21 protein-coding genes are annotated in these 26042 nt (G+C 70.6%); 9 read left to right on the top strand and 12 right to left on the bottom strand.

Going from position 1 to position 26042, the window contains the following annotated elements; translation table 11 throughout:
* Window positions 1–6 precede the first annotated feature (6 nt).
* Genes EBN03_RS10685 through EBN03_RS10675 form a run of 3 tightly spaced genes read left to right on the top strand, consistent with a single transcriptional unit; the run spans window position 7 to window position 2562 of the window.
* On the top strand, window positions 7–978 hold the full coding sequence (locus tag EBN03_RS10685) for an Acg family FMN-binding oxidoreductase (RefSeq protein WP_122187764.1): 972 nt from the start codon (window positions 7–9) through the stop codon (window positions 976–978).
* 27 nt (window positions 979–1005) lie between these two features.
* Window positions 1006–1626, top strand: coding sequence for an Rv1733c family protein (locus EBN03_RS10680; RefSeq protein ID WP_122187763.1), 621 nt, complete (start codon window positions 1006–1008; stop codon window positions 1624–1626).
* A 30-nt stretch (window positions 1627–1656) separates the two neighbouring features.
* Window positions 1657–2562: a universal stress protein gene (locus tag EBN03_RS10675; RefSeq protein ID WP_122187762.1), complete on the top strand. Its 906-nt coding sequence runs from the start codon at window positions 1657–1659 to the stop codon at window positions 2560–2562.
* A gap of 13 nt (window positions 2563–2575) precedes the next feature.
* On the opposite strand, the gene EBN03_RS10670 is transcribed toward EBN03_RS10675, so the two are convergent.
* The 4 genes from EBN03_RS10670 to EBN03_RS10655 form a co-directional block, all read right to left on the bottom strand.
* The gene (locus EBN03_RS10670; protein ID WP_122187761.1) at window positions 2576–4309 is read right to left on the bottom strand and encodes a sensor histidine kinase; all 1734 of its coding nucleotides are present in this window, start codon (window positions 4307–4309) and stop codon (window positions 2576–2578) included.
* Window positions 4310–4394: 85 nt separating this feature from the next.
* Complete coding sequence (ppsA, locus tag EBN03_RS10665) at window positions 4395–6770, bottom strand: phosphoenolpyruvate synthase (protein ID WP_122187911.1); 2376 nt, start codon at window positions 6768–6770, stop codon at window positions 4395–4397.
* A complete protein-coding gene (locus EBN03_RS10660) occupies window positions 6767–7321 on the bottom strand; it encodes a flavodoxin domain-containing protein (RefSeq protein ID WP_122187760.1) in 555 nt (184 codons plus the stop codon). Before EBN03_RS10660 ends, ppsA begins: the two co-directional genes overlap by 4 nt.
* Before the next feature lie 102 nt (window positions 7322–7423).
* On the bottom strand, window positions 7424–9172 hold the full coding sequence (locus EBN03_RS10655; RefSeq protein WP_407671118.1) for a GAF domain-containing sensor histidine kinase: 1749 nt from the start codon (window positions 9170–9172) through the stop codon (window positions 7424–7426).
* Window positions 9173–9399: 227 nt separating this feature from the next.
* Here EBN03_RS10655 and EBN03_RS10650 point away from each other — a divergent pair, with 227 nt between their 5' ends.
* Window positions 9400–9894 carry a pyridoxamine 5'-phosphate oxidase family protein gene (locus tag EBN03_RS10650; protein ID WP_233608296.1) on the top strand — a complete coding sequence of 165 codons (495 nt, stop codon included), beginning with the start codon at window positions 9400–9402 and terminating at the stop codon, window positions 9892–9894.
* A gap of 33 nt (window positions 9895–9927) precedes the next feature.
* On the opposite strand, the gene EBN03_RS10645 is transcribed toward EBN03_RS10650, so the two are convergent.
* A complete protein-coding gene (locus tag EBN03_RS10645; RefSeq protein ID WP_122187759.1) occupies window positions 9928–10920 on the bottom strand; it encodes an Acg family FMN-binding oxidoreductase in 993 nt (330 codons plus the stop codon).
* A 129-nt stretch (window positions 10921–11049) separates the two neighbouring features.
* On the opposite strand from EBN03_RS10645, the gene otsB reads away from it, so the two are divergent.
* Complete coding sequence (gene otsB, locus EBN03_RS10640) at window positions 11050–15006, top strand: trehalose-phosphatase (RefSeq protein WP_122187758.1); 3957 nt, start codon at window positions 11050–11052, stop codon at window positions 15004–15006.
* A gap of 86 nt (window positions 15007–15092) precedes the next feature.
* Complete coding sequence (locus tag EBN03_RS10635; protein WP_158675587.1) at window positions 15093–15710, top strand: phosphatase PAP2 family protein; 618 nt, start codon at window positions 15093–15095, stop codon at window positions 15708–15710.
* A gap of 100 nt (window positions 15711–15810) precedes the next feature.
* Here EBN03_RS10635 and EBN03_RS10630 read toward each other — a convergent pair whose 3' ends face one another.
* Window positions 15811–16752 (bottom strand): universal stress protein, encoded by a 942-nt coding sequence (locus tag EBN03_RS10630; RefSeq protein WP_122187756.1) that lies wholly within the window; start codon window positions 16750–16752, stop codon window positions 15811–15813.
* 106 nt (window positions 16753–16858) lie between these two features.
* Window positions 16859–17107: a hypothetical protein gene (locus EBN03_RS10625; RefSeq protein WP_122187755.1), complete on the bottom strand. Its 249-nt coding sequence runs from the start codon at window positions 17105–17107 to the stop codon at window positions 16859–16861.
* A gap of 240 nt (window positions 17108–17347) precedes the next feature.
* Here EBN03_RS10625 and EBN03_RS10620 point away from each other — a divergent pair, with 240 nt between their 5' ends.
* Window positions 17348–18097: an SDR family NAD(P)-dependent oxidoreductase gene (locus EBN03_RS10620; RefSeq protein WP_122187908.1), complete on the top strand. Its 750-nt coding sequence runs from the start codon at window positions 17348–17350 to the stop codon at window positions 18095–18097.
* Window positions 18098–18277: 180 nt separating this feature from the next.
* Here the strand turns inward: EBN03_RS10620 and EBN03_RS10615 are convergent, their stop codons facing one another.
* The 3 genes from EBN03_RS10615 to EBN03_RS10605 all read right to left on the bottom strand — a co-directional run bounded on the left by EBN03_RS10615 (window position 18278) and on the right by EBN03_RS10605 (window position 21868).
* Complete coding sequence (locus tag EBN03_RS10615; RefSeq protein ID WP_122187754.1) at window positions 18278–18901, bottom strand: CBS domain-containing protein; 624 nt, start codon at window positions 18899–18901, stop codon at window positions 18278–18280.
* Between the two features lie 117 nt (window positions 18902–19018).
* Window positions 19019–21436, bottom strand: coding sequence for a heavy metal translocating P-type ATPase (locus tag EBN03_RS10610; RefSeq protein WP_122187753.1), 2418 nt, complete (start codon window positions 21434–21436; stop codon window positions 19019–19021).
* A gap of 78 nt (window positions 21437–21514) precedes the next feature.
* Window positions 21515–21868, bottom strand: coding sequence for a hypothetical protein (locus tag EBN03_RS10605; RefSeq protein ID WP_122187752.1), 354 nt, complete (start codon window positions 21866–21868; stop codon window positions 21515–21517).
* A gap of 274 nt (window positions 21869–22142) precedes the next feature.
* Here EBN03_RS10605 and EBN03_RS10600 point away from each other — a divergent pair, with 274 nt between their 5' ends.
* Together EBN03_RS10600 and EBN03_RS10595 are read left to right on the top strand one after the other, a co-directional pair.
* On the top strand, window positions 22143–22565 hold the full coding sequence (locus EBN03_RS10600; RefSeq protein WP_122187751.1) for an Hsp20/alpha crystallin family protein: 423 nt from the start codon (window positions 22143–22145) through the stop codon (window positions 22563–22565).
* Window positions 22566–22604: 39 nt separating this feature from the next.
* Complete coding sequence (locus EBN03_RS10595) at window positions 22605–23585, top strand: 1-phosphofructokinase family hexose kinase (protein WP_199742715.1); 981 nt, start codon at window positions 22605–22607, stop codon at window positions 23583–23585.
* Window positions 23586–23611: 26 nt separating this feature from the next.
* On the opposite strand, the gene EBN03_RS10590 is transcribed toward EBN03_RS10595, so the two are convergent.
* Both EBN03_RS10590 and EBN03_RS10585 read right to left on the bottom strand, forming a co-directional pair.
* Window positions 23612–24598, bottom strand: a complete 987-nt coding sequence (locus tag EBN03_RS10590; protein WP_122187750.1) for a zinc-binding alcohol dehydrogenase family protein — start codon at window positions 24596–24598, stop codon at window positions 23612–23614.
* Window positions 24599–24882: 284 nt separating this feature from the next.
* Window positions 24883–25887 (bottom strand): Acg family FMN-binding oxidoreductase, encoded by a 1005-nt coding sequence (locus EBN03_RS10585; protein ID WP_122187906.1) that lies wholly within the window; start codon window positions 25885–25887, stop codon window positions 24883–24885.
* Window positions 25888–26042: the final 155 nt, after the last annotated feature.

Raw genomic sequence — 26042 nt, 5'->3', positions numbered from 1 at the left:
CCGACCATGGCGCACAACATGCCCGATCCCGGAACCGTTCGAGCGATGATCGCCCTGGCGGTGCGAGCGCCGTCGGTACACAACAGCCAGCCCTGGCTGTGGCGCGTCGGCGAACGGACGGTTCAGCTCTACGTGGATCCTCGGTGGCAGCTGCCGAACACTGATCCTGACGGGCGCGACATGATTATCAGTTGCGGTGCGGCACTGCATCATCTGCGCGTCGCCGCGGCCGCGTCCGGCTGGCGCACCGCGATCCACCGGCTGCCCGACCCAGCGAATCCGGACCATCTGGCCGCCGTCGAATTCCGGCCTACGGACCCCGACGAGCAGACGATCCGGCTGGCGCAGGCCATAGGGCAGCGCCGCAGCGATCGGCGCCGCTACACCTCCTGGGAGGTTCCGTCCCGCTTCGTCGCGGCGATGGTCGAGGCCGGTACCGGCTACGGCGCGCTGGTCCGCGCAGTGGAGCCCGGCGAAGAGGAGGTGCGGTTGCTGCGGGCCTTCGACATAGCCGCCCGGCAGCACGGGGACGACGACGCCTACCGCATCGAGCTGGCGCACTGGAGTGGCCGGCATGCGGCCGCGTACGGAGTTCCGGCGCACAGTGCAGTCGTCTCCACCGGCGCGACCGTGCGTCCGTTCTCCGACCCGATGGCCCGGGAGGCGGTGACCACCGACCTCGAGGTGGCGGAACGGATGATGCTGATCAGTACCTCCGCCGACGACCGCCGGTCGCAACTGCAGGCCGGTGAGGCCGCCAGCGCGATCCTGCTCGCGGCCACCTCGCGAGGGCTGGCCACCTGCCCGCTGAGCGAGCCGCTGGAGGTGCCCGCCACCCGGGCGGCGATCCGCTCGGACCTGCTGCACGACAGCGGTTTCCCGCAGCTGATCATCCGCGTCGGATATGCGGCGACCAGTGCCGAGGCGCTGCCCGAGACACCGCGCCGCCCACTCGACGACGTCGTCTCCGAACTCTGACAACCACACTCCGACAGGCGATTCGCGATGATTCGAGACACCCTGCCGACGACCGGATCGTGGTCGGCACCCCAGCGGCTGTGGCGGCTGCACCCGATGCGCCGGAATCCGTTGATGCGCCCCGCGGACCGGGCCCGATCCTCGGTCGACATGCTGGCCGCGGCGCTCATGGCCGCCGTGGTCCCGGTCGCCGGCGCGATCGGGACCGTGGAGTACGGGCACGCGGTCGCGGCGGTGCGTGCCGCGGACGCCGAGAAGTCGCCGGTCGAAGCGACCGTGGTCGGCCTGCCGCAGCTACGGAACACGCTCGATCGGTTCGACCGGCTCGGGCAGCAGTATCGCGCCGAGGTCCAGTGGCCGCAGGACGGCCGGCTCTCCCAAGCGACTGTGGACGTGCCGCCGCGTGTTGTCCCTTCCGACGCCGTGACGGTGTGGCTGGGCCCCGACGGGCGTCCGACCACGCCTCCGGTGCCCACCTCGTCCGCCGGGTACCAGGGTGCGGCCGCGGGCGCCGGAGTGCTGCTCGGCGCCTGGCTGGTGCTGCTCGGCGCCGATTGGTCGATCCGGCGCCTGATCGACCGTCGCGAGGACCAGGTGTGGAGCCAGGAATGGCGTGCGATCAACGGCCCGATCGAACAGGACCGATAACAGATTTCCCCCGTGAACAGGAGAAACATCATGACCGACAACACTTCCGCGCGGATCGCTGACGCCGCACCTCCTGTCGTCGCCGCGGTCGACGGCTCGGCGACGTCCTACCGCGCCGCCGCCTGGGCCGCGGTCGACGCGGCGCTGCACCGTTGGCCGTTGCAACTCGTCATTTCGGTGGGCACACCGTCCAATTGGGGACCGGGTGCGTCCATGGTGCCCGACGACGACCCGTGGGTGTTGCGGGACGCCGAGCGGATCCTCGTGGAGGCCACCCGGATCGCGAAGGAGGCCGTGGGGGTGGAACCGATCACGATCGACACCCATGTCACCATGACCCCGATCATTCCGTACCTGCTGGAGCGATCCCGCCACGCCCGCGCGGTTGTGCTCGGCAGCCGCGGCCTCGGAGCGTTCCGCGCGAGCCTGCTCGGTTCGGTGAGCGCGACCCTGGTCCGGCAGGGGCACTGCCCGATCACCGTGGTGCGCGACGCCACCGCGACTGATCCGGCATCGAACCGGCTCCCGATCCTGGTCGGTGTCGACGGCGGCCCGACCGCGATGCCGGCCCTTGAGTACGCGTTCGAGCAGGCCTCGCATCGCAAGGTCGACCTCATCGCCCTGCATGCTTGGACCGACGTGAGCGGCGGTGACCCGACCGGGGCGCATCTGGATCAGGTCGAGGCCGCGGAGGCCACGGTGTTCGCCGAGAGCATGGCGGGCTGGACCGAGCGTTACCCCGACGTCAGCGTGGAACGCCGGCTGGTGCACGACCGGCCCGCCGAGGCCCTGCTCGACGCGTCCGAAATCGCGCAGCTCGTCGTGATCGGTAGTCACGGTCGCGGCGGGTTCACCGGAATGCTGTTGGGCTCCACCGGGAATGCCCTGGTGCCGGCCATCGACTGTCCGATCACCGTGGTCCGGGCGCCGCACTGAGTGAGCGCGCCGGTCAGGACAGCGGAGCCGACCAGCTGAGCCGGGTTCCGCTGCCCTGCCGGCCGTCACCGGCCGGAGGGCCGGGTGCGACCGAGAAGAGGCCACCGGCCGCTTCGGCGCGCTGCGCCAGATTGGACAGGCCGCTGGAACTGATCAGGTGCGGGATCCCCACACCGTCGTCGGTGACGACGACGGTGATCTCGTCGCCGACGCTGATCTCCACGTCGATCGCGGTGGCGTGCGCGTGCCGCACCGCATTGCTGACCGCCTCGCGCACCACGGCTTCCACGTGCTCGGCCAGGCCCGGGCCGACGATCGACAGTGGCCCGCCGATGCGCAGCGCGATCCGCAGGTCCGCGTCGCCGATTTGCTGATGCACGGCCTGCTCGATGCGGCGCCGCAACTGGGTCGCCGAGACCGCGTCACCGTGCAGGTCGAAGATCGAGGTACGGATCTCCTGGACGACGTCCTGCAGGTCGTTGACCGCGTCGTTGAGTCGCACCCGGATGTCGGGGACAGTCGTGCGTGGCACGGTGCCCTGCAGATCGAGTCCGACCGCGAACAGGCGCTGGATCACGTGGTCGTGCAGATCCCGCGCGATCCGGTCCCGGTCGGCGAGTACGTCGAGTTCCCTGACCCGGCGCTGTGTTTCGGCGAGCTGGATCGCCAGTGCCGCTTGCTCGGTGAAGGCCTCCGCCAGATCGAGGATCTCGTCGTCGTAGGGCGGTTGCCCGGCCTCCCGTACCGCGATCAGCACCCCGACCACCGCGTCCGGGGTGTGCAGCGGCAGTACGATCACCGGTCCGGCGCCGGGGAAGTCGGTGGCGAGTTCGGTGGGACCGACGTCGTCGGCGCGCTGGGGTCGGCGTTCCCGATAGGCGGTGCCGACCAGGCCCGAACCCAGTCGCAGCATGGTGCCGGCCGCGGGGCCCGCGCCCGAGCGATGACTGACCTCGATGGTCGCGTTCGCGCCGGTAGGGTGCTCCGGGTCGGTGTCGACCGCCAGCCAGACCTGCATCGACTCGGTGAGCCGGCGGACCCGGTCGACGAGCAGGGCCAGCACGTCGTCGGAGTCGGTGCCGGCGAGGAATTCGGTGGTGAGATCCCGGATCGCCTCGATCCACGCCTGCCGGGTATGGGACGCCGTGTACAGCCGGGCGTTGTCGATGGCGACACCGGCCGCCGCGGCCAGGGCTTTCACGATGAGTTCGTCGTCCTCGGTGAACTGCTGGCCGTTGGCCTTTTCGGTCAGGTACAGGTTGCCGAAGATCTCGTCCCGGATCCGTACGGGCACTCCGAGGAAGGTGCGCATCGGGGGGTGGTTGGGCGGGAAGCCGACCGAGGACGGGTGGTCGGCGATGTTCTCGAGCCGGATGGCGGTGGGTTCGCGGAACAGCAGGCCCAGCACGCCGTGTCCTTCGGGCAGATCTCCGATCCGGGCGCGGGTCTCGGCGTCGATGCCCTCGTAGATGAACTGGCTCAGCTGCGGGCCGTGGCCGCGTACGCCGAGGGCGCAGTAGCGGGCGTCGACGAGGTTGAGTGCGGTGTGCACGATCGTGGTCAGGGTGTCGGCGAGGTCGAGGCCCGAGGTGACGGTGAGCATGGCGTCGACCAGGCCGTCCATTCGGTCGCGGGCGTCGATGATCTGGTCGACTCGATCCTTGACCTCGTTCAGCAGCTCGCGGAGCCGCAGTTGTGACAGGGTGTCGCGAACCGAGTAGCCGGCCTCCCCCAGGGTGTCGCTCATGCGGATGATCCTGATCTGTCGGGGTGCGGACCCATTTGCCTGATCATAGGTCCGCACCCCGGGAGAGGTCGCACTCGGAGTGGTCTCAGTGGGCGCCACCCTCCGCTGACCGGCTCGACGCCGTCAGCGCGTGTTCGAGCAGCATGCGGCGTTCGGCGGCGGAGACGTTGCGGCGCGTGGTAGCCACCATGTCGGGTGTCACCGATACCGATGTGATGCCCATCCGGACCAGGTGCTCGGCGAAGCCGGGCCGGGTCGACGGTGCCTGTCCGCACAGCGACGAGGTGATCCCCAGCCGCCGGGCGGACGCGACGATTTGTCCGATCGCGTCGAGGACCGCGGGATCGGACTCGTCGAACAGTTCGGCGCACTGCTCGGAGTCGCGGTCGACTCCGAGCAGCAGCTGGGTGAGGTCGTTGCTGCCGATCGAGACGCCGTCGATGCCGAGGCCGACGTATTCGGGCAGCCAGTGCAGCACCGACGGGACCTCGGCCATCACCCAGCGGTGCAGGCTGCGGTCACGGCCCAGCGGGCTCGCGTCGATCAGGTCCAGACATGCCGCGAGTTCCCAGCGCGTGCGGACGAACGGAATCATGATGTGCACGTTGGGGTTCCGTTCTCGTACTCGCGCAAGTGCGGCGAGTTCGAGGCCGAACAGTTCCGGTTCCCGGACATAGCGGTAACAGCCGCGGTACCCGATCATCGGATTGCGTTCGGCCGGTTCGAACTTCTCGCCGCCGGTGAGGGCGCGGAACTCGTTGCTGCGCATATCGATCGCCCGGTAGATCACCGGACGGGAGCCGAAGGCGGCCGCGATCCGATGCAGTGACCCTGCCAGCCGGGTCACGAACTGTTCCTGGTCGCCGCGGGCGATGAGCTCGCGCGGGTGCATCCCGCCCAGTGCCCGGGTCAGCAGGCTCTCGGCTCGCAACAGGCCGACGCCGTCCACATCTGTGGCCGCGACCCGTTCGGCGACCTCCGGCAGCGCGAGATTGACGTAGATCTTCGTGGCCGTGATCTCGGCGGCTGGTGCGGGCGCTTGTGCGCGTGGGGTAGTCGTGGCCGTGGGGATCGTGGTCGCGCGGGTGACCGAACCGGCGGCGCCGTCCACCCGGACGAGCATGCCGTCGGTGAGTGCCGTGGTGCCGCTACCGGTTCCGACCACACACGGCACACCCAGCTCCCGGGCCACGATCGCGGCGTGACAGGTCATGCCGCCCCGGTCGGTGACCACCGCGGCGGCGCGCGAGATGGTGGGCAGCCAGTCCGGGTCGGTCATCGGCGCGACCAGGATCTCGCCGTCGCGGAGCGTGCTGCCCTCGGCGGGGGAGCGCAGCACGCGGACCGCGCCGGTGGCCTGGCCGGGCGCGGCGCCCAGACCCGTCACGAGTACCGCTTCGCCGGGAGTCGCCTCCGGTCGAACCTCGTTGTCCGTCTGGGTGATCGATGCCGACGTGGTGCCCGCCGGGGACGGTTCGGCGGCGAGCGCGGTCATCGGGCGGGCCTGCACGAGCCACAGGTCGCGGTCGTCGAAGGCCCATTCGATGTCCTGCGGGATGCCGTGATGGTGCTCGAGCACGCGCAACGCGAGCCGGCCCACCGCGAGAATCTCGTCGGTGGTCAGGACCTGGTCACGAATATCGTCGGCGGTCAGCGGGATTCGCCGGTCACCGTCGGGTCCGGCGACGACCTCGAACTCCTGCCGGCCGGTGGTGGCGGAGAGCAGGGCGGGGCCGGAGCTGTCGAGCAGGTAGGTGTCAGGAGTGGTCGCCCCCGACACCACTACCTCGCCCTGTCCGCGGGCTGCTTCGATCACCATCCGGTCGCGCCGGCCCGTCGCGGGTTCGGCGGTGAACACGACACCGGACGCCCGGGTGCGCACCATCCGCAGCACCACGACCGCCATCTCCGGCATCGCGGACATCTGGTTGCGGGCCCGGTAGGTGAGTCCACGCGGACTGAACAGGGAAGCCCAGCAGTCGATCACGGCCGCCAGCAGGGCCTCGTCGCCGTGAATGTTGGTGAAGCTCACGTTCATTCCGGCGAAGGAGGTCTTCGCGCCGTCCTCGCCGACGGCCGAGGAGCGGACGGCGACCGGAACATCCTCGCCCAGTGCGTGATACGCGTCGAGGACGCGGTCGCGCAGAGCAGCGTCGAGGGGGGAGTCGTGGACCAGCGCCCGCAGCCGGGCGCACTGCTCTTCGAGGTCGCCGGTCGTGGTACCGGCAGCAGTGCGCAGTGCCGCCTCGTACTGCTGCTCGAGTTCGCGCTGATGCGGGCCGTGTCCCACCGTGGTGCGGTAACTGTCGCGTAGCAGCACGAATCCCGGTGGAACCGGCAGTTTCGCGGCCACCAGCTCACCCAGATTCGCCCCTTTGCCGCCGGCGCGATCGGCGTCGCTGAGGCGCAGGTCGCTGAAGCCGGCGAGGAAGTCGTCTGCCCGGACCTCGACCGCGGTCACGGGTGCACCCACGTGTCGTGGGCGGCCGGAAGCTGGAGCGCGTCGCCGACGGAGGTGCTCCAGCGGCGGATCGCTGTCCAGTCGCGAAGGTCGCCGTAGCGCGGGCCACCCATCAGGCGGAAGGCGGTGCGCGCACCCAGGTCGACTCCGGCCCGTTCGTAGTGTCCGGCGAAGGGCTGATAGGCGCGGGCTCCGATCCAGTCGCGCAGCGCGGCGATCCGCGGCGGCACCCGGCCGCCGAACCAGCGACCGATCGGTCCGACGAGCGCCGGGCCGATCCCGACACTGAACAGCCACACCGGCACCGCGGACAGTTCCGCACGGTGGGCGCGGATATAGGACTCGGCCTCGGGCAGGAACCGGCGGTTGTGTACCGCGCTACCGAGGACGACGGCGTCGAAGCGGGTCAGTTCGGGCGCGTGCTCGACCTCGGCGACCTCTACTTCGGCGCCGCGCTGGGTGAGTTCGTCGGCGATGAACTGTGCGATTTCACGGGTCGATCCCTGTGCGGTCGCGTAGACGACGGCGACTCGGGGCTTGGTGGAAGTCATGACATTCAGCGTTGCCGGGCGGCTGTGCCGGCGGGAGGGTCGTGGGCCCACGGAAGTAGGGCCGTTCGTCATCACGAGGCCGGCCGGGGGCCGGTAGGCCCTTCAGCCCAGTGGTGCGCTCCAGCGCACGCGGGTCCGGGTCGCGCCGGCGTCGGCCACGGATCCCATTTCCGCGGCCCCGCCGCGTTCCGCAGCCCGGCGCTCGAGGTCGGCGAGCAGTGCGCCGGCTCGCTCCGGCGTCGCGCCGGACCCGTCGTCCTGCACAGTGACGACCACATCGTCCGCGATGGCGACGTCGACCACGATGTCGCGGGCCCGCGCGTGTACCGCCTCCGGCACCGCCGCCCGGACGACAGCCTCGACCTGATCGGCCAAGTCGGCGGGCACCACGGACAGCGGGCCGGTGACCCGGACCTCGGTTCGGATACCGGTACCCGAGGTGGGGTGGCGCAACGCGGCCTCGATCCGCTGCCGCAAGCGGATACTCTGTCGCGAGCCGCCGTGCAGGGCGAAGATCGAGGTGCGGATCTCCTGCACGATCTCTTGCAGCTCGTCCACCGCTTGCGCGATCCGGTCGCGGACCTCCGGACGCTTGGTTCGGGGCAGCGTCGCTTGCAGCGCCAGCCCGATCGCGAAGAGCCGCTGGATGACGTGGTCGTGCAGGTCCCGGGCGATCCGGTCCCGGTCGGAGGCGATGACCAGCTCCCGCATCTGCCGCTGGGCCGCGGCCAGCTGCATGGCGAGTGCCACCTGGGAAGCGAATGTCGTTGCCGGGGAGAGGATCTCGGCGCCGAAGGGGGCGGCGCCGCGCGGCCGGAGCAGTACCAGCACACCCAGGGCGGCATCCGGCGCGGACAGCGGCAGAATCAGCGCTGGGCCCACCGGTTGCAGTGCCTCGCACAGTCCTTCCTCGTGAACGGTGTCCAAGCACAACGGTGTTCGAGAGCGGAACACCTCACCGGTCCGCGTCGCCGCCACCTCGAGCCGGTCGCTGTCCGCCAGTGCCGGGCCGACTCGATGCGAAATAACCAGGTGGGTCACGGATTCGGCGGGCCGGTCCGGGTCCGGGTTCATCGCCAGGAACGCGAATTCGGCGCCGGTGAGGTCGCGGGCCAGCGTCACCAGCCGATCGGACACCAGTTCGGGATCCGTGCCGGCGAGGAAGTCGGTGGTGATGTCGCGGGTGGCGGCGATCCACGCCTGCCGGTTGCGGGCCGCCTCGTAGAGCCGGGCATTGGCGATGGCGACACCGGCCGCCGCGGCCAGCGCCTGGATCACCACTTCGTCGTCCTCGGTGAAGGGCTGACCGCCGAGTTTCTCGGTCAGATAGAGGTTTCCGAACACCTCGTCGCGGATGCGGATGGGGGTGCCGAGGAACGAGTTCATCGGCGGATGCTCGGGCGGGAAGCCCACCGACTCGGGATGGTCGGAGATCCGTTCCAGCCGAATCGTTTTGGGCCGGTCGATCAGGACGCCGAGCACGCCCCCACCTTGGGGGAGATCGCCGATGCGGGCACGGAGTTCGTCGTCGATGCCCTCGTAGATGAACTGGACCAGTTCGTGGCCGTGCCCCCGGACACCGAGCGCGCCGTAGCGGGCGCCGACCAGGGTGATGGCGGTGTGCACGATGGACCGCAGGGTCTGGTCCAGATCCAGGCCGGAGGTGACGGTCAGGAGGGCCTCGACCAGGCCGTCGACTCGGTCACGGGCGTCGATGATCTGGTCGACCCGGTCGCGGACCTCGGAGAGTAGTTCACGAAGCCGCAGCTGGGACAGGGTTTCGCGAACCGAATAATCCGCCGGGACGGCGGCTGTCGGATCGGGCGAAGCCGCGCGGCTCGGGTCTGGCAGCACCGATCAAGTGTAGTCATCCGGCGGGCGATCATGGTCCGTCGGCCCCTGGATCGAGGTCTTCGGCCCCTATCCGACCGCGTGGTCGGCTGCTCTGGACTCGCTAGCCGATGACGCACGACGAGCGGCATCCGGAATCGAGGGCTTTCGGCCCCTACCCGACCGAGCGGTCGGCTGGTCTGATGGACGCTGGAACGGTCGGTAGCGACAGAGAGGTGGTGACGGGCGTGAGCTCCACCGCGGCGTTCGACGAGCATCTCCCCACGGGGCCGGGTGCGCCGCTTCGGCATGCGGTCGAACTTGACCGAGATCAGGCTCTCGGGCTGCTGGCGTCGGCGCCGTTCGGGCGCGTGGTGTACACCATGAACGCGCTGCCCGCCGTTCGACCGGTCAATCACGTCGTCGTCGACGGACTGGTCGTCGTCCGGACCCGGCTCACGGCACAGTTGAGCACCGCGGTGCGCGCCGTGCCGGCCGTCGTGGTCGCCTATCAGGCCGACGAGATCGACCCGGTCGAGCACACCGGATGGTCGGTGGTGGTGACCGGCTTCGCACGGACGGTCACCGACCCGGCCCGAATCGAGCGATACACCGAACTGCTGCGGCCATGGGTGAACTCGGCGATGGACACCGTGGTCACGATCGAGCCCACGCTCGTCACGGGTATTCGTCTCGTCGCCGGGGCGGAAGCGGCGGGGCCGGACAGCATGCATGCCGCCTGACCCGGGTGCCGGGCAGGGCGGAATGTGCCCGGGTCACCAGCGAGTGGGTGGCGGAACGACTTCGAAGATCTCCTGCAGCGGCAGCCGTGGTGTCGGCGGCACGGGCTCCGTGTCCGCCGGGCGGACACCGACCCGTACCAGGGCCTGCGGCTGTACCCGGTCACCCAATAGCTTCCGCAATTCGGCTCGGCTGGGCTCGAATTCGGTCATGTGGGTGAGCGTGCAGGTGGCGTAGCCGGCCACGGTGCACTCCAGCAGGACAGCTGAGAGGGCCTCGCCGGCGCGCAGGATCTCCTCGTGCCGGTCGGAATCGGTCGACACGGCGAGGATCCGGGATTCGTCGTGGGTGTCCGGCCGGCGCGCGGTGTCCTCGGCCGCCGGCATCCGGCGGCCCACCGGCACGCGATCGCGTTCCTCAGCCGATATCAGAGCGGTCCGCGGAACCCCGGCCTCGTTCACGACGTGACCGGTCCACCAATGCAATTCGGCGTGATAGTCGGAGTCGTAGCGGCGCAGTCCGGCGGCCAGGCGCGAGATGCGGGCCAGATCCGGCTCGGCGGAGCCCGGCAGGACGTCCAGTACCGCGTCGTCGGGCGGGAAGCAGGTACGCAACAGTGGCTCGAATTCGTCCCACCCGCCGGGCGCCCCGAACGGCAACCGATCGGTGAAACGGCGGGAAATCGCCTGGGCCCGCGCGTGTTCAGCCTCGGTGACGACGGGCGCGGGCTCGAATCCGAGATCGGCGAGGTGGCTGAACCTCGTGGGCGAGGGAAAGCGGCGGACGGTGGTGTGCCAGCCGAGGTCGGCCAGCGCAGATCGCATGTGGTGCAACGCGATTCCGCAACTCAGCAAGAGCTGGCGGCCCCCGGGGTCGGTCACCGTGAGCATCCGGTCCGGAACCGAGTACAAGTGCAGGGCGCGGCCGTCGAACTGCCAATGCCACGGCTGAGTGTTGTGCAGGGAAGGTGCTCGCCCGGCCAGCGACGCGGCCGTTGCGACGACTTCCGCGGTGAGCTGTGTGTCCATAGTTCGACGGTAGGAAGGATCCGCGGTCACAACAGGGGCCGTTGGTCCCGAATCCGACGGACCAGCGGCCCGGGAAATCCGCCCCGGCGGGCTCTACCCCGGCCGGGCTTACGGGCAGACGCTGGGAAGATGCAGAACGACGAGCTACGGGTCACCATCGACACCCGCCGCTACGACGCGGTCATCTTCGACATGGACGGTGTGGTCACCGACAGTGCCGCCGTGCACGCGGCCGCCTGGACCGACCTGTTCGACGCGTTCCTCGCCGCGCGCCCGCAGCTCGCGGGCGAGGACACCACCCCGTTCACTCTCGCCGACTACGCCCGCTGGGTGGACGGCAAACCGAGATACGACGGTGTCCGCGACTTCCTCGCCGCGCGCGGCATCACTGTGCCCGAAGGGCAGCCCACCGACCCGCCCGGCACGACGACGGTCTGCGGTCTGGGCAACCGCAAGGACGAACTGTTCCTGGACCGGATTGCCCGGTCCGGGGTCCCCGCGTTCACCTCGACCGTCGCGCTGGTGCACCAGCTGCGCGAAGCGGGACTCGGTGCGGCCGTGTTCTCCGCCAGCCGCAACTGCGCGCAGGTCCTCGCCGCCGCCGGGATCGGTGACCTGTTCCCGGTCCGCGTCGACGGCCTCGTCGCCGAAGACCTGGCACTGCCCGGGAAACCGGATCCTGCCGTCCTGCACGAGGCCGCCCGGCGGCTCGGCGCGGACCCGGACCGGACCGTGGTCGTGGAGGACTCGGAGGCCGGGGCCACCGCAGGTCTACGGGGCGGCTTCGGGCTGGTTGTCGGGGTGGACCGGATCGGGCATGCCGCGCAGCTGGCTGCGCACGGTGCCGACGTCGTCGTCGCCGATCTCGCTGCCGTCGGGGTGGTCGACGGCTTTCCCCGGATGTCCGAGCTACCGGATGCGCTGGGGCATCACCGCCGGGTCGCGGACGAACTCGGCGCCGGAAAGACCGCGGTACTGTTGGATTTCGATGGCACCCTGTCGGAAATCGTCCCCGACCCGGCCTCCGCCACCCTCGTCGCGGGCGCGGCGGCGACGCTGAAGGAACTGGCCGGGCAGTGCCCGGTCGCCGTGGTGAGCGGTCGGGACCTCGACGACCTGCGCGAGCGGGTCGGGATCGACGGGATCTGGTACGCGGGCTGCCACGGCATGGAGCTGCAGGCCCCCGACGGCAGCCGGCACACCCACGACGCCGGCGCGAACGCCGCGTCGTCGATTGCCCGGGCGGCCGGTGAACTGGGCCCAGCGCTGGCGGGCATCGCGGGAGTCGTGGTGGAGCCCAAGCGTTTCGCGGTCGCCGTTCATCACCGCCGGGTGGCCGCGGACCGGATCGGCGCGGTCGTGGCGACCGCGCACGAGATCGGAGAGCGCTGTGGCCTGCGGGTCACGCACGGCCGCAAGGTGACCGAGTTGCGCCCCGACGTGGACTGGGACAAAGGGCGGGCCGTGGAATGGATCCTCGATCAGCTGACGCTGCCGGTCGTGCCGGTCTATATCGGCGACGATCTCACCGACGAGGACGCGTTCGACGCGGTGGCGGCCGACGGGGTCCCGATCCTCGTGCGGCACACCGAGAACGGTGACCGGTGCACCGCGGCCGAGTACGGGCTCGACGGACCGCAACGCGTCCGTGAATTCCTGGAGTTGTTGTCGCGCTTGCTGTCCGGTGCGCTGCCCGGCATCAGCGCGGAATCCTGGACGTTCGGCTACGACGGCTACGATCCGCCCGCCGAGCGGCTGCGCGAGGCGTTGTGCACCGTCGGAAACGGCTACCTGGCCACGCGGGGTGCGGCCCCCGAATCCGTAGCCGGCCCTGCGCATTACCCGGGTACCTATGTGGCGGGGCTGTACAACCGGCTCACCGACGTGGTGGACGCGCAGCTCGTCGACAACGAAAGTATGGTGAACCTGCCCAACTGGCTGCCGGTGCGCTGGCGGCTCGCCGACGGCGACTGGTTCGACCCCGACCGCGCCGAATTGCTCTCGTATCGACAGGAACTCGATCTCCGGCGGGCGGTGCTGACCCGGCGGCTGCGGTACCGGGACAGCGACGGCCGGATCACCGGGGTCGTCCAGCAGCGGTTCGCGTCGATGCGGTCCCCGCACCTGTGCGCGCTGCGGACGATCCTGACCGCCGAGAACTGGTCCGGGCCGCTGACGATCCGGACCGGGATCGATACCGGGGTGCGCAACGAGGGGGTGCAGCGGTACCGGGAGCTGTCCGGCAACCATTGGGCCGCAACGGAAGTCGTGCGGGCCGAGCCCGCGAGCATCGTCGTCTCGGCGCGGACCAGCCAGTCCCGGATCCCGGTCGCGGTGGCAACCCGGACGACCACGTCGACCGCAGTCGAAAGCCGTGCCGTCGAGGTGGACCATCTCGACGGTCACGACCTCGTCCTGGACCTCGAGTCCGGAGCGAGCGTGACCGTCGACAAGATCGCGGCCATCTTCACTGGCCGCGACCGCGCGGTATCGGACCCGGCCCAGGCCGCGCTGGCCGCGGCCGGCGAAGCCGGCACCTTCGCGGAGCTGCTCGACGCCCACACAGCGGCCTGGGAGCATCTGTGGAGCCGGTTGCGCATGGACATCGACGGTGGTCTCGCCGGGGTCCGGTCGGTGCGTCTGCACCTGTTGCACCTGGTGCAGACGCTGTCGCCGCACAGCGCGGACCTCGATGTCGGCGTCCCTGCCCGGGGACTGCACGGCGAGGCCTACCGCGGGCACATCTTCTGGGACGAGCTGTTCGTGCTGCCGGTACTGAACGTGCGGTTCCCGGCGGTGGGCCGGGCGCTGCTGCGCTACCGGTACCGCCGGCTCGGTGAGGCTCGCAATGCCGCACGCGCCATCGGCTGCACCGGCGCGCTGTTCCCCTGGCAGTCCGGCAGCGACGGCCGGGAGGAGAGCCAGCGCCTGCACCTCAACCCGCGGTCCGGCCACTGGACCCCGGATGCCAGCCACCTCGCCCAACATGCCGGTCTCGCAGTGGCTTTCGACGTCTGGCAGTACCAGCAGGTGACCGACGACCGGGACTTCCTGGTGGAGGTGGGCGCCGAACTGCTGGTCGAGGTCGCGCGCTTCTGGGCGAGCCGGGCGACCTACGACCATATCGACGACCGCTACCACCTGCGCGGGCTGATCGGCCCCGACGAATTCCACACCGGCTACCCGGGAGCACCTGGGACCGGGATCGCCGACAACGCCTACATCAATGTCATGGCCGCATGGGCCCTGGGCCGGGCGCGGGACGCCCTGGACCTGCTGGCTCCGCGCGTGCGCGCGGAGCTCCTCGAGAAGCTGGGCGTGACGGCGGACGAGCAGGCCCACTGGGCGGCGGTCGCCAAGCGCCTGTTCGTACCGTTCCACGACGGTGTGATCAGTCAGTTCGGTGGTTACGAGCAACTGGCGGAACTGGATTGGGACCGCTATCGCCGCGAGTACGGCGACATCGGGCGCCTCGACCGCATCCTGGAAGCCGAGGGCGACGACGTCGACCGATACCGGGTAGCCAAGCAGGCGGACGTGCTGATGCTGTTCTACCTGCTGTCCGCCGACGAACTACGAGATGTGCTGGGGCAGTTGGGATACGACCTGCCGGCGGAGATGATCCCGCGCACCGTCGACTACTACCTGGCCCGCACCACGCACGGATCCACCCTCAGCGCTGTCGTCCACGCCTGGGTGCTGGCCCGCGCCAACCGTGACCGTGCCCTCGAATTCTTCGGCACCGTCCTGGAATCCGATATCACCGATATCCAGGGCGGGACCACTCCGGAAGGTATCCACCTGGCCGCTATGGCCGGCAGTGTCGACCTGCTGCAACGCTGCTTCACCGGTCTCGAGGTCCGTGCCGACCGGCTGATCTTCAACCCGCGATGGCCGCGAGCCTTGGGTACCTTGAGTTTTCCGATCACCTACCGTGCCCACCGGCTGACCGTGCGGATCCGCACCGACAGTCTGGAGATCGCCTCCGAGCCGGGTGACGCGGCGCCGGTGGAGATCGAGTGCCAGGCGACGGTCGCGACCTTGCATCCCGGCTCGCGGATCCGAGTGACACTGCGCGGGGAATGACGTCGATGCGGCACGCTCTGGCGCCGGCGAGGGCGGACCGCCATCGGTTGTGGAGTATCCCCGCGGCTGCCGGAACCCTCACCGCCATGGCGGTATTCGTGATGCTGACCGATCGGGTCCACGACCGCGACACCCGGTCGGTCGACGACGCCGTCACCGCCGAAGCGGTGGAACATCGTGGTCCGGGCTGGACGCACCTGTTCGACACCGTGTCCACCGCAGCGGTGGTTCCGCTCGCCACGGCCATGATCGTGTTCGGGGCGGTGCTGTCGGTGCGCGCCCGGAGCCGGGAACCGCTGGTCCTCGTCGTGGTCACCGGGCTCGGGGCAGCCACACTGAGCTGGGCGGCGAAGCAGGCCGTCGGCCGTCCCCGCCCCGGCGGGTCGATCGGAATCGTCGCCGCCGACGGCTATTCGTATCCGTCGATGCACACCGCGGTGACCGCCGCACTGGTGACGGTCGCGGCGTACCTGCTGACCCGGCAGACACAGCGCGGGCTCGCCGCGACGGCGTGGTGGACGATCGCCGGGACGCTCACGGCGCTGGTCGCGGCCAGCCGGGTCTATCTCGGCGCACACTGGGCGACCGATGTGGCGGCCGGCTGGGTACTCGGTACCGGCTGGGGCTTTGCGGTCGTCACCGGGGACCTGCTACTGCCGGTGGTGGCGGCCAGGTTCCGGGGTCGGCCGGCATCCGGACGTTGATGCTTGCTACCGCCACCAGGCTATGGACGTTCCGATGGATCGACGGACGGCCGAAGCCGCTCGTCGGTACGACGAGCGGCTTCGGCCGGTGGATGCCTGCTCAGCTGCCGACACTGTGCGGCGCGGCCGGGTGGACGACCATGACCGGGCAGTCCGCGTGCTGGACCAGGGAACCCGAGGTGGACCCGAGCAGCAGGCTGCGGAAGCCACCGCGACCGCGACTGCCCACGACCAGGAGCTGGGCGTCGTGCGACCAGCGCCGCAGGACGCCCGCGGGGTCGGACAGGTACACCTCGCGGACGACCTGTACGTCGGGGTACTTCTCCTGCCAGCCGGCCAGGCTCTCGGCGAGGGCCAACGACTCCTCGGCCTCGATCTTCGGTACGTTACCCAGGAGGATGTCACTGAGCTCGAGGTCGATATCGAAGTCGTTGGCGACATGCACCGCGACGAGGTCGGCGCCGCGTTCGGTAGCCTCCTCGAAGGCGGCGGCCAGGGTGGCATGGCTGAGCGGACCGCCGTCGACCCCTACGACTACCGGGCCGCCGGGGTGTGCGGCGTGGGCAGACTTCGGATCGTGGCGGACGACGACGACCGGGCCGGACGCGTGGCTGGTGACCGCGGTCAGGATGGAGCCGACGTGGCTGAGCATGCCGCTGTTGCCTGACCCACCCAGCACCACGAGATAGGCATCGGCACTGTGCCGGACCATCATCTTCGCGGGATGCTCCCCGGAGACCTCGGTGGTGACCCGCATGTCCGGCGCCGCCGCGCGGGCCTGTTCGGCGGCCCGCTCGACGAGAATCGCACCGTGGGTTCGGATCTCGTCCAGGACCGGCGGGTCGCCGAGGTCGTAGCGCCCGACCACCTCCCGCATGCCCTCCAGATTCAGGCCGTGCACGATGCGCAGCTCCCGGCCGCGCTGGACAGCGACCTCCGCCGCCCAGGTGAGGGCGTTCCAGGCCGCGACCGAGCCGTCGACGCCGACGACGACCGGTGCGGAGACCAGATGGCGGGTGTCCTCGGTGATCTGCTTGTTCATCGGAATCCTTTTCTGCGGAGACGGATCGGACGGCGGTATGGATTCAGCCTCGCCGGTTACCCGGATTACAGCCACGGTCTTCGGCCCCGTACCGGTGGGCCATAGGTCACGGCAGAGACCGGACGGTGGAGAGCCGGTACCACGCCAGCCGTTCGGCCAGCTCCGGGAGCAGGTCCGCGGGAGCGTGGGGCAGATCCGCACGGGCACCGGCGATCGCCGCGTAGATCATGACGGCGGGGACACCCGGGTAGTCCTCGCGCAGGCGGTGCAACGCGGCCTGCGCACCGGGATCCGCCGGGCGGGGCAGCGGCGCGCGGTCAGGGGTGGTGTGGTGGTGGCCAAGGGTCACAGTCATCGGAAGTCCTCGACAGGTGCGAACGGTGTGATCGGGAGTGACGCTATGGCGGCTCCGGACGGTGCGGCAGGGTTCCACGTCCTCGATGCGAGGGACCAATGGCCGCTCTGCGGCCTGTTACCGCCACAGGACCCGGTGACCGGTGACTTTCGGCCGTCCCGCCGCGACTTCGCCACGCGCAAGCTGGGTTCGACCGGTCCGCACGGGCCGGCGAGACCCGAGCCGAAGGCGGTATCGATCATGGACGGTTTCAGCGGACGCAGCGCGATCGTCACCGGTGGGGCGCGTGGTATCGGCGCGGCCGTGGCAGCCGAGCTGGTGAAGGTGGGGCTCGGCGTCGTGATCGCCGACATCCGGGTGGAGGAGGGTGCCGCCACCGCCGCGTTGCTCGGCGAGCGCGCGGTCTTCCGGTGTCACGACGTCACCGACGAGGCGTCCTGGCACGCGGTGATCGCGGACGCGGAGAGCTTGTTCGGCCCCCTGGGAGTGCTGATCAACGACGCCGGAATCCTCGACTTCGGTGCGGTGACCACCGAGTCGCCCGACGTGTTCCGGCACGTGATCGACGTGAATCTGTTCGGCCCGTGGCTCGGTATGCACGTGGCCGCACCGCATTTGCGTGACGCCGGCGGCGGCGTCATCGTGAACATCTCGTCGACGGCCGGCCTGATGGGCTATGCCGGTATCGGCGCCTACGTGGCGAGCAAGTGGGGGCTGCGGGGACTGACGAAGAGCGCGGCACTCGAACTCGGTGGTGCCGGGATCCGCGTCTGCTCGGTGCATCCCGGCCCGATCCACACCCCGATGACCGCGGGGCTGGGCGAGGAGACGGCGGCCGGTCAACCGCTGCCCCGCTTCGGTGAGCCCGAGGAGGTGGCGGCGATGGTGCGCTTCGTCGTCACCGAGGCTACCTTCTCCACGGGGTCGGAATTCGTCCTCGACGGGGGTGCCACGGCTGGTCAGGTACTGGCCGTGCCGATCGAATCCTGAAGGCATGCATCGGCATCGACGCACTGCGGCGACCCGAGGGTCCCAGAGTGCCGGGGTGGGGCCGGTCGGCGGTCATGGCGCCGCCCTGGCTGGTGTGCCGGCCCTGCCGGTGGCCGCGCCGCCGGGTGCCGCGAGGTCCCCGGTCCGTGAAACGGGACCGGGGACCTCTCGCCGGTCGGTCTATCCGATGGCCTCGTCCGCACGGCGGCGCAGGCGCTCCACCAGCGGTCCGACGCGGAACTCGCCCTCGGGATCGGCGGTGTCGACCCGGTCGATGCCGTCGACGGTCAGCGCGAGGGAGACCACGGTGTGGCGTTCGGCGGCATCGGCGAAGTGTCCCCGGATCCGGGCGCGGCTGCCGTGCACCTCGATCGTCCACTCACGCCTGCTGCCCGCGTAATCGTCGAGCAGCGCACGGATTTTCGCCTCGAGTTCGGCGCTGTCGTGCAGCAGGACAGCCAGGAGATCGCGGCGGGCCACGATGCCGACCAGCACGCCCTCCTCGACCACGGGCATCGATCGCAGGTGCCGGTCCAGCATGCGCGCGGCCACCTCGGTGACGTCGGAATGCGGTTCGGCGACCTCGACCGGACTGCTCATTACCGCGCCGACCGCCGGCGCGGGTACCGCGGATGCGGCGGCCAGCGCATCGGATTCGGACAGCATGCCGATCACGCGATCGGCATCGTCCACGACGGGCAGTGCCGCGAAGTGGTGCTCGGTGAGCAGTGAGATCGCTTCCGGCAGAGGTGTTTCGGGCCCGACCGTGACCACCGGCCGGCTGAGGATGTCACGAACGTACACGGTGGTACCTCCTGATCGGAACGGATATCTGTCTGTCCACCGCACTCGCGGGCGGCGACGGGCCCCAGGGGCGAAGGTCCCGGAGTCGCGAGTCCGAGGTCGACGAACGGTGGGTCGTCACAGCGTCGTCCCTTCGTGCGGAGCGGAGCCGGGCCGGCCGGGCGCCGGATCGGATTCCGGCGTGTGGCGGCTCGCCCGGCCGGCTCCGGCCGGGTCGTCGACGAGGGTGAAGTAGTTCTCCTCCTCCTGCGCGAAATGCAGGCGCAGTAATTCGTCCAGGCCGTAGAGGCTCGACAGCAGGTCGTCGCGTTGCTCGGGATCGACGCGGCCGGCGCCGCGGGCCAGTTCCACGTGGCTGCCGATGCGCTGCGTGAGGCGCTGGATCTCGGCGTGGGTCCGGCTCATGGTGGCGGTGGCCTCGCGGCTGCCCAGCGGCGTCGCCAGGGCCGGGTAGAGCTGGGTTTCCTCGGCCTGTTCGTGCGGCAGCAGGTCGTCGACCAGGAACCGGTGCGCGGCAGTCACTTTCGTGAGCGCGGCGGCGTCGGCGCCCGCGGCCAGCTGATCGGCGGCACCGCGCAGCAGATCGAGTGTGTCGCGCAGGGTTTCGTGTTCGTCGGCGAACCGGTGCAGCAGCTGCGCTGTCGTGGGCGGCAATTCGGTTCTGGTGGCCGGGTCCGTGCCCAGTGCGCGCAGGGCGTAGAGGATGACCGAGACGTCGATCGCCTCCTGCAGCAGGGCGCCCGGCGCCGGTGGCAGCCAGCCGACCGCGGCCACGGCCATCGCGGCCAGCGACATGGCCATGCCGGCCACCGCGCTGCGCACGGCGATCCGGCGTGACCAGCGGGCGATATCCATGGCGTCGGCCAGCCGGTCCAGCCGGTCGGTGGTCAGGACGATGTCGGCGGCCTCGGACGAAGCGGTCGACCCGCGGGCACCCATCGCCACACCCACCGTGGCGGCGGCCAGTGCCGGGGCGTCGTTGATGCCGTCGCCGACCATCACCGTCACCGCGCCCTCGCCTTCCTGGCGGACAGCGTCGACCTTGCCTGCGGGCGTCAGCCCGGCGTACACCTGGTCGATGCCGAGCACGGTGGCGATCTCGCGGGCCGGTTGCGACCGGTCGCCGGTGAGCATGACCAGCCGGGACAGGCCCGCTTCGCGCAGCCGGCGCAGCGTGCGCGGCGCATGGCGGCGCAACGGATCGCGCAGCACGATCGCCCCCGCGACGACGTCGTCAACGGTGATCCAGGCGATCGCCGCGGCGTCGAGATCCGCCCGGTTGAGCACCGTGCGCGCCCACGGGGCCCGCAACCGTTCCTCGGGCAGGGAACCGACCTGCACCCGGATGCCATCGACCGTTCCCGTGACACCGGTACCCGCCGCCTCGACCACGTCGACGGGCATCGACAGCGTGCACCCCCGATCCAGTGCGGCGGTGACGATGGCCTCCGCCAGAACGTGCGGCGACAGCTGGTCCACCGACGCGGCCAGCCGCAGCAGCTCGGTGTCGTCGGATCCCGGCGCGGCGACCACCGTGGCGACCCGCGGCCGGCCGGTGGTCAGAGTGCCGGTCTTGTCCATCGCCAGTGTCGTTGCGTGCCCGAGGCTTTCGAGCGCGCCACCGCTGCGCACCACGACGCCGAGGCGAGACGCCCGCGACAACCCGGACACGATCGCCACCGGCGCGGCGAGCAGCAGCGGACACGGTGTGGCGACCACCAGGACCGCGACGGCGCGTTCCGCCGACCGGCTGACCGCGTACGCGGCGCCCGCCACCAGCAAGGTCAGCGGCAGGAACCAGGCGGCATACCGGTCGGCGAGCCGGATCACCGGCGCGGTCTCGGCACCGGCCTGGCGGGCCAGCGCGACGATGCCGGCGTAGGTGCTGTCCGCGGCTGTGGCGGTGGCCGAGAGCTCGAACGGCACACCGACATTGACCACTCCGCTGCGCACCGGCTCGCCGGGGCCGCGTTCCACCTGCAGTGGCTCGCCGGTGAGTGCCGACTCGTCGAGCGCCACCGTGATATCGCGGACGCGGCCGTCGACCGGTACCACCTCGCCGCTCGCCACGACCAGGATGTCGCCGGGCTCCGCTTCCTCGAGCGGGATAGTGCGGACCTCGTCGCCGATCCGGCGGCGTGCCGTGTGCGGTGCCCGTTCCAACAGGGCCCGCAGGTCACGTGTCGCGCGCCGCTGCGCCGCCGCGTCGAGCGCGCGCCCGCCGCTGAGCATCACGGCGATCAGCGCGCCGGCCAGGTATTCGCCCACCAGCAGGGTGCCCGCCAACGACAGCACCGCGATCAGATCGACACCCGCGCGGCCGTGCAGCAGCGTGCTGACCGTCCAGTACACCGCCGGGATCAGCGCCACCGCGGTCCCGGCGATCCAGCAGACATCCGCGGCGCCGCGGAATCCGGAAAACCATGCCACACCACCGGCGGCCAGCGCGGTCACGGTCCACGCGACCAGCGCCCGGCCCAGGAGGGCGCCGTACCGGGCCGACCAGCGTGCGACCGGCGAGTCGGAATCGGCCATGTGTGAAGCTCCCATCGGTGTCCCCGGGATCGTGCGATCGGGCCGGTTGCGGTATGCGCCGCCGGCGGCGGTTTCGGGTCAGGTGACGTCGGTGTCGCTCGCGTCGGCGTCGGCCGGGGGATGCGGCACGGCAGGTTTCGGATCACATCGGCGTGCCAGGTCGGTGATCGTCGCCTGATACTCGGCCGCGCTGATCCGGCCCGTCATCCGAGCTGCCAGCACCTTGTTCTCGGCATCGAGCGCGGGCCAGATCTGAACCGGGTCCGCCCATTCGGCGGTGAATCCGTCGTCGGCGGCCTGCGTCGCGCCGGGCGGCTGCGGCGGCGATCCGCCTCGGCCGCGCTTCGGCGGAGCGGACGCGACGACAGCGGTACGCCAGAGCGTCACGGCGATGGCGAGCAAGGCGATGAGCAGGAGGATGTCCAGGCTCATATCGGTTACCTCCGATCATCCGGTGCCTGCGCCCCACGATGCTGTGCGCGGTGCGGCGCTCCGAATGTCACGATTCCCTGTTCTCCCCGCGAGTGGCAGGGCGGCAGGTCACCGGACGGTGATGACCTTCGTCCCATCCGGCGCCCGCTGGGAACCCGAGGCGATGGGAAGGACTTCCGGCCCGGGGTTCGCGGACTCGATGCCCTGTCGGGCGATCGTGTCACCGGCTGGAATCGACAGTGTCCCTATTCGCTCCGATCATGCAGGAGAGATCATGAGTAAGCTCGCGCCCCATCGGCAGCCGCAGCTGCTGCCCGAACTCGCCGATCTGTGGAACACGTTCGCACCCAGTCCGCTGCCCTGGTCGGGCACCCACCTGATCCGCGTGGAGGACGATCTGGAGGAAGGCGCGTACGTGCTGCGGGCCGAGATCCCCGGTATCGACCCCGACAAGGACCTGTCGGTGTCGGTGCAGCACGGCCGCCTGAGTATCAAGGCCGAACGCTCGGAGAAGCACGAGGAGAAAGGCCACTCGGAGTTCTCCTACGGGTCGTTCGTGCGGACCGTCACCCTGCCGGTCGGTGCGCAGGAGGACGGCATCACCGCGAACTACGCCAAGGGAATCCTCACGGTGACCGTACCGATGGCGGCGGAGCCGGAGAAGGCCACCACGATCGCCGTCACCTCCAGCGACTGATCCGAGCACGGGCCCTGCGCCCGGGAAGGCCGGTGGACGATGTCGATCGTCACCCTCACGATGAATCCGGCGATCGACATCGCCACCACGACACCGCGGCTGGTCGCGTCCGACAAGATGCGTTGCGCGGCACCGCGTTTCGATGCCGGCGGCGGGGGCGTCAACGTGGCGCGGACGATCGTGACGCTGGGAGAACCCGCGACCGCGGTATTCCCGGTCGGCGGGCACACCGGGCGCCTGCTCGAACAGCTGGTGCGCGACGCCGGTGTACCGGCCCGGACCGTGGGCACTGCTGGCACCACGCGGGAGAATATGGCGGTCACGGACGCCGCGACCGGTACGCAGTACCGGTTCGTCTTCCCCGGTATGCCGCTCACACCGGCCGAGCAGCAGCGGGTCCTCGACGTCGTCGGCGAATCCGCCCGCGGCGCGACCTATCTGGTGGCGAGCGGCAGCTTGCCGCCCGGGGTACCGGCGGACTTCTACCAGCAGCTGGCCGACCGTTCCGCCGAATGGGGCGTGCGCCTCGTCGTGGACACCTCCGGAAACGCCTTGCGGCAGCTGTCCAGCGGGGTCCACCTGCTCAAGCCCAGCATCCGAGAGCTGCGTGAGTACATCGGGCGCCCGCTGCGGGAGCGCTCGGAGATGCTCGCGGCGGCGCGGCTGCTGATCACCGCGGGCGTCGCCAGGGTCGTGGTGGTCTCGCTCGGGGCCGAGGGCGCGCTCGCCGTGACCGCCGCCGCGGCAAACTGGTTCCCGGCCGTGCCCGAACCCGTGATCAGCGGCATCGGTGCCGGGGACGCGATGGTCGGCGGGCTCACGGTCGGCCTGGCTCGTGGCTGGGATCTAGAGACCGCGGTACGGCTGGGTATCGCCGCCGCGACGGCGGCGCTGGGCACACCGGGCACCGGGCCGGGGAATTCGGACCACATCGACGAGCTGTTCGCGCGCCTTCGGGACGGTTCGGAGGCCGCCGCGACGCGCCGGCCCGCGGTCGCGGACCGCGAGGGCGGGCTGTGACAGCCTCCTGACCGGTGAATCCCCGGCTAGGGGATCAGGACGGCCGCGCCGTCGAAGCGGCCGTCCCGCAGGTCCTGTAGCGCGGTATCGGCGGCGGTGAGCGGGTACGGGTGCGCAGTGACCGCCAGCCGGATATCCCCGGCCACTCGCAGGAATTCCCGTGCGTCCGTGCGGGTGTTGGCGGTGACACTGCGAATCTGCCGCTCCCGGAAAAGGTGTCGCTGGTAGTTCAGCGGCGGAATATCGGTCAGGTGAATGCCGGCCACTGCCAGGGTGCCACCGGAATCGAGGGCGGCGAGGGCCGGGGGCACCAGCTCACCGGCCGGGGCGAACAGGATCGCCGAGTCCAGCGGCTCGGGTGGCGGGTCCGCGGCACCCTGCGCCGACGTCGCGCCCAGTGCAAGAGCCAGCTCTCGCGCCGCCGCGCCCCGGGTCATGACGTGCACCCGCACCCCGCGGGCCAGCGCGACCTGCGCGGTGAGGTGCGCGCTACCACCGAAGCCGTAGATGCCGAGAACCCCGCCGTCGGGTACCTCCGCTCGGCGCAGCGCGTGGTATCCGATCAGGCCGGCGCACAGCAGCGGAGCCAACTCCGTGTCGGTGTATCCGGGCGGCAGCGGCAGCGCGTAATCGGCGGGCACGGTGGTGAATTCGGCGTAGCCGCCGTCGGCGTCCCAGCCGGTGTAGCGCGAGTAAGGACAGAGGTTCTCCTGGCCGCGCACGCAGTATTTGCAGGTTCCGCAGGTATGGCGCAGCCACGGAATCCCCACACGCGTCCCGACCGGTGCCGATACGTCGGCGCCATGGTTGACGACCTCGCCCACTACCTCGTGGCCCGGGATCACGTTCGGCAGATGAACCGGCAGATCCTGATCGACCACGTGCAGGTCGGTCCGGCACACCCCGCAGGCCAGCACTCGCACCAGCAGTTCACCGGCGGCGGGTTCAGGCACCGGCTCGGTCACCGGCCGCACCGATCCCGGGCGGCCCGAGGCGGCCCGCCACGCGCGCATCGTCGTTGTCCGGTTTCCCATCGTGTTCACCTCCGAACCTCCATCGTGCCGGTGTGCAAGACGCGGGAGCAGGGCCTCAGGTCACCTTTCGCCGACGGCCGCGCGGTACCGACGGCACACTGTACTTCGCGCCGTTCATCCACGCCGACCGCGCTCCGCGCAGGCCGCCCTCGACGGGCTGGATGCCGCTATTCGCGCGAATCTAGTTGCTGCGCAGCATATTCCGGTGACGATGCAGCGGGCCATGGCCGAACAGGCCGAGACCGAAGTCGGGCCCGGCCCGTTCAGGCGCGGAACTCGACCACGTCGGTCAGCGGCCGTCGCGGCGTCGGCGGCGGCGGTTCTTCCCCTTCGGGGGCGGTGCCGATCCGGACCAGTACCTGGGGGAGCGCCCCGGCTTCGGGGAGCAGCATCGCGAGCATGCGGCGCTCGGCGTCGAGCTCGGTAACGTGCGTCAACGGACAGGTGCTCAGGCCCGCCACCGTGCAGTCCAGCAGTACCGCTGACAGCGCCTCGCCGGCGAGCAGCCATTGGCGCGGCGAATCGCCGTACGAGCTGATCAGCGCGAGCGTGGCTTGGTCGGCGAGACCAGGACGCCGGTCCGACCCCTGGGCCGGGGGAAAGGCCCGGCCCACATCGGTGCGGCCGTACTCCGACGCCGAGGCCAGCGCCTGCGCGGAAATTCCGTCCGGGCCCTCGGAATGTCCTGTCCACCAGGACAATTCCTGCTGATAGAACGGATCGTCGCGCCGGGTGGCGGTATGCCGGTCGGACAGGGACGCCAGACGCGGGCGCACGGCGGGATCCAGCACCTCGAATTCCTGCTCGAACGGCAGGACCGCGGCGCGCAGCCGGGCCATGACCGGGCGCGGATCGGTGAGCGGCAGCATCGCCAGCCGGTCGCTGTAGCGGCGGTCCATTGCCCGGGTGCGCTCGGTGTCGTCCGGAACCGGGCCCTCCGCCGGCCGCAGGGTCAGCCGCGCGAGATGGTCAGGATCGCCGGGGTCGGGGAACCGCTCGGTCGCGACCGCCCAGCCGTGCGCGACCGACGCGGTGATGACGTGGTGCAGGATCGCCCCGCAGCTGATCATCTGCTGCCGGCCTCGAGGGTCGGTGCCCGGCAACAGCCGGTCCAGATCGGAGAACAGGTCCAGACGGACGCCGTCGGCCACCCAGCGCCACGGCTGGGTGTTGTGGACCGACGGGGCGCGGGTGGCGGCGCGGAACACTGACCACAGTGTCCGGCGGTCGGGTGCGGCGGAACGGGAAGTCTGTTCGACGGTTGCCATGATTCCAGCGTCGGCCGCCGTGCCGGAGGGGGACATGGTCTTCCGTCCTTCCGCCGGGGGCCGGAGGTCAGTACATTCCCGATCGCCGGGTCGGAGCCCGCTGGGGTAGGCCTGCGGGGTCGAGCCGACGATCCACAGGTCGGTGCGGTCCAGCG

The organism is Nocardia stercoris (assembly GCF_003696265.1).
GTDB classification, from domain to species: Bacteria; Actinomycetota; Actinomycetes; order Mycobacteriales; family Mycobacteriaceae; genus Nocardia; species Nocardia stercoris.
Note: the sequence above shows the minus strand (reverse complement) of the source record. Positions and strands in the feature narration are given on the sequence as shown.

Coding starts and splice junctions, on each gene's coding strand:
- EBN03_RS10625 (WP_122187755.1), bottom strand. CDS start 17,107: ATGACTGTGACCCTTGGCCACCACCACACCACCCCTGACCGCGCGCCG.
- EBN03_RS10585 (WP_122187906.1), bottom strand. CDS start 25,887: ATGGCAACCGTCGAACAGACTTCCCGTTCCGCCGCACCCGACCGCCGG.
- EBN03_RS10600 (WP_122187751.1), top strand. CDS start 22,143: ATGAGTAAGCTCGCGCCCCATCGGCAGCCGCAGCTGCTGCCCGAACTC.
- EBN03_RS10675 (WP_122187762.1), top strand. CDS start 1,657: ATGACCGACAACACTTCCGCGCGGATCGCTGACGCCGCACCTCCTGTC.
- EBN03_RS10605 (WP_122187752.1), bottom strand. CDS start 21,868: ATGAGCCTGGACATCCTCCTGCTCATCGCCTTGCTCGCCATCGCCGTG.
- EBN03_RS10630 (WP_122187756.1), bottom strand. CDS start 16,752: ATGAACAAGCAGATCACCGAGGACACCCGCCATCTGGTCTCCGCACCG.
- EBN03_RS10620 (WP_122187908.1), top strand. CDS start 17,348: ATGGACGGTTTCAGCGGACGCAGCGCGATCGTCACCGGTGGGGCGCGT.
- EBN03_RS10645 (WP_122187759.1), bottom strand. CDS start 10,920: ATGGACACACAGCTCACCGCGGAAGTCGTCGCAACGGCCGCGTCGCTG.
- EBN03_RS10680 (WP_122187763.1), top strand. CDS start 1,006: ATGATTCGAGACACCCTGCCGACGACCGGATCGTGGTCGGCACCCCAG.
- otsB (WP_122187758.1), top strand. CDS start 11,050: ATGCAGAACGACGAGCTACGGGTCACCATCGACACCCGCCGCTACGAC.
- EBN03_RS10660 (WP_122187760.1), bottom strand. CDS start 7,321: ATGACTTCCACCAAGCCCCGAGTCGCCGTCGTCTACGCGACCGCACAG.
- EBN03_RS10595 (WP_199742715.1), top strand. CDS start 22,605: ATGTCGATCGTCACCCTCACGATGAATCCGGCGATCGACATCGCCACC.
- EBN03_RS10670 (WP_122187761.1), bottom strand. CDS start 4,309: ATGAGCGACACCCTGGGGGAGGCCGGCTACTCGGTTCGCGACACCCTG.
- EBN03_RS10635 (WP_158675587.1), top strand. CDS start 15,093: ATGGCGGTATTCGTGATGCTGACCGATCGGGTCCACGACCGCGACACC.
- EBN03_RS10610 (WP_122187753.1), bottom strand. CDS start 21,436: ATGGCCGATTCCGACTCGCCGGTCGCACGCTGGTCGGCCCGGTACGGC.
- EBN03_RS10590 (WP_122187750.1), bottom strand. CDS start 24,598: ATGCGCGCGTGGCGGGCCGCCTCGGGCCGCCCGGGATCGGTGCGGCCG.
- EBN03_RS10685 (WP_122187764.1), top strand. CDS start 7: ATGGCGCACAACATGCCCGATCCCGGAACCGTTCGAGCGATGATCGCC.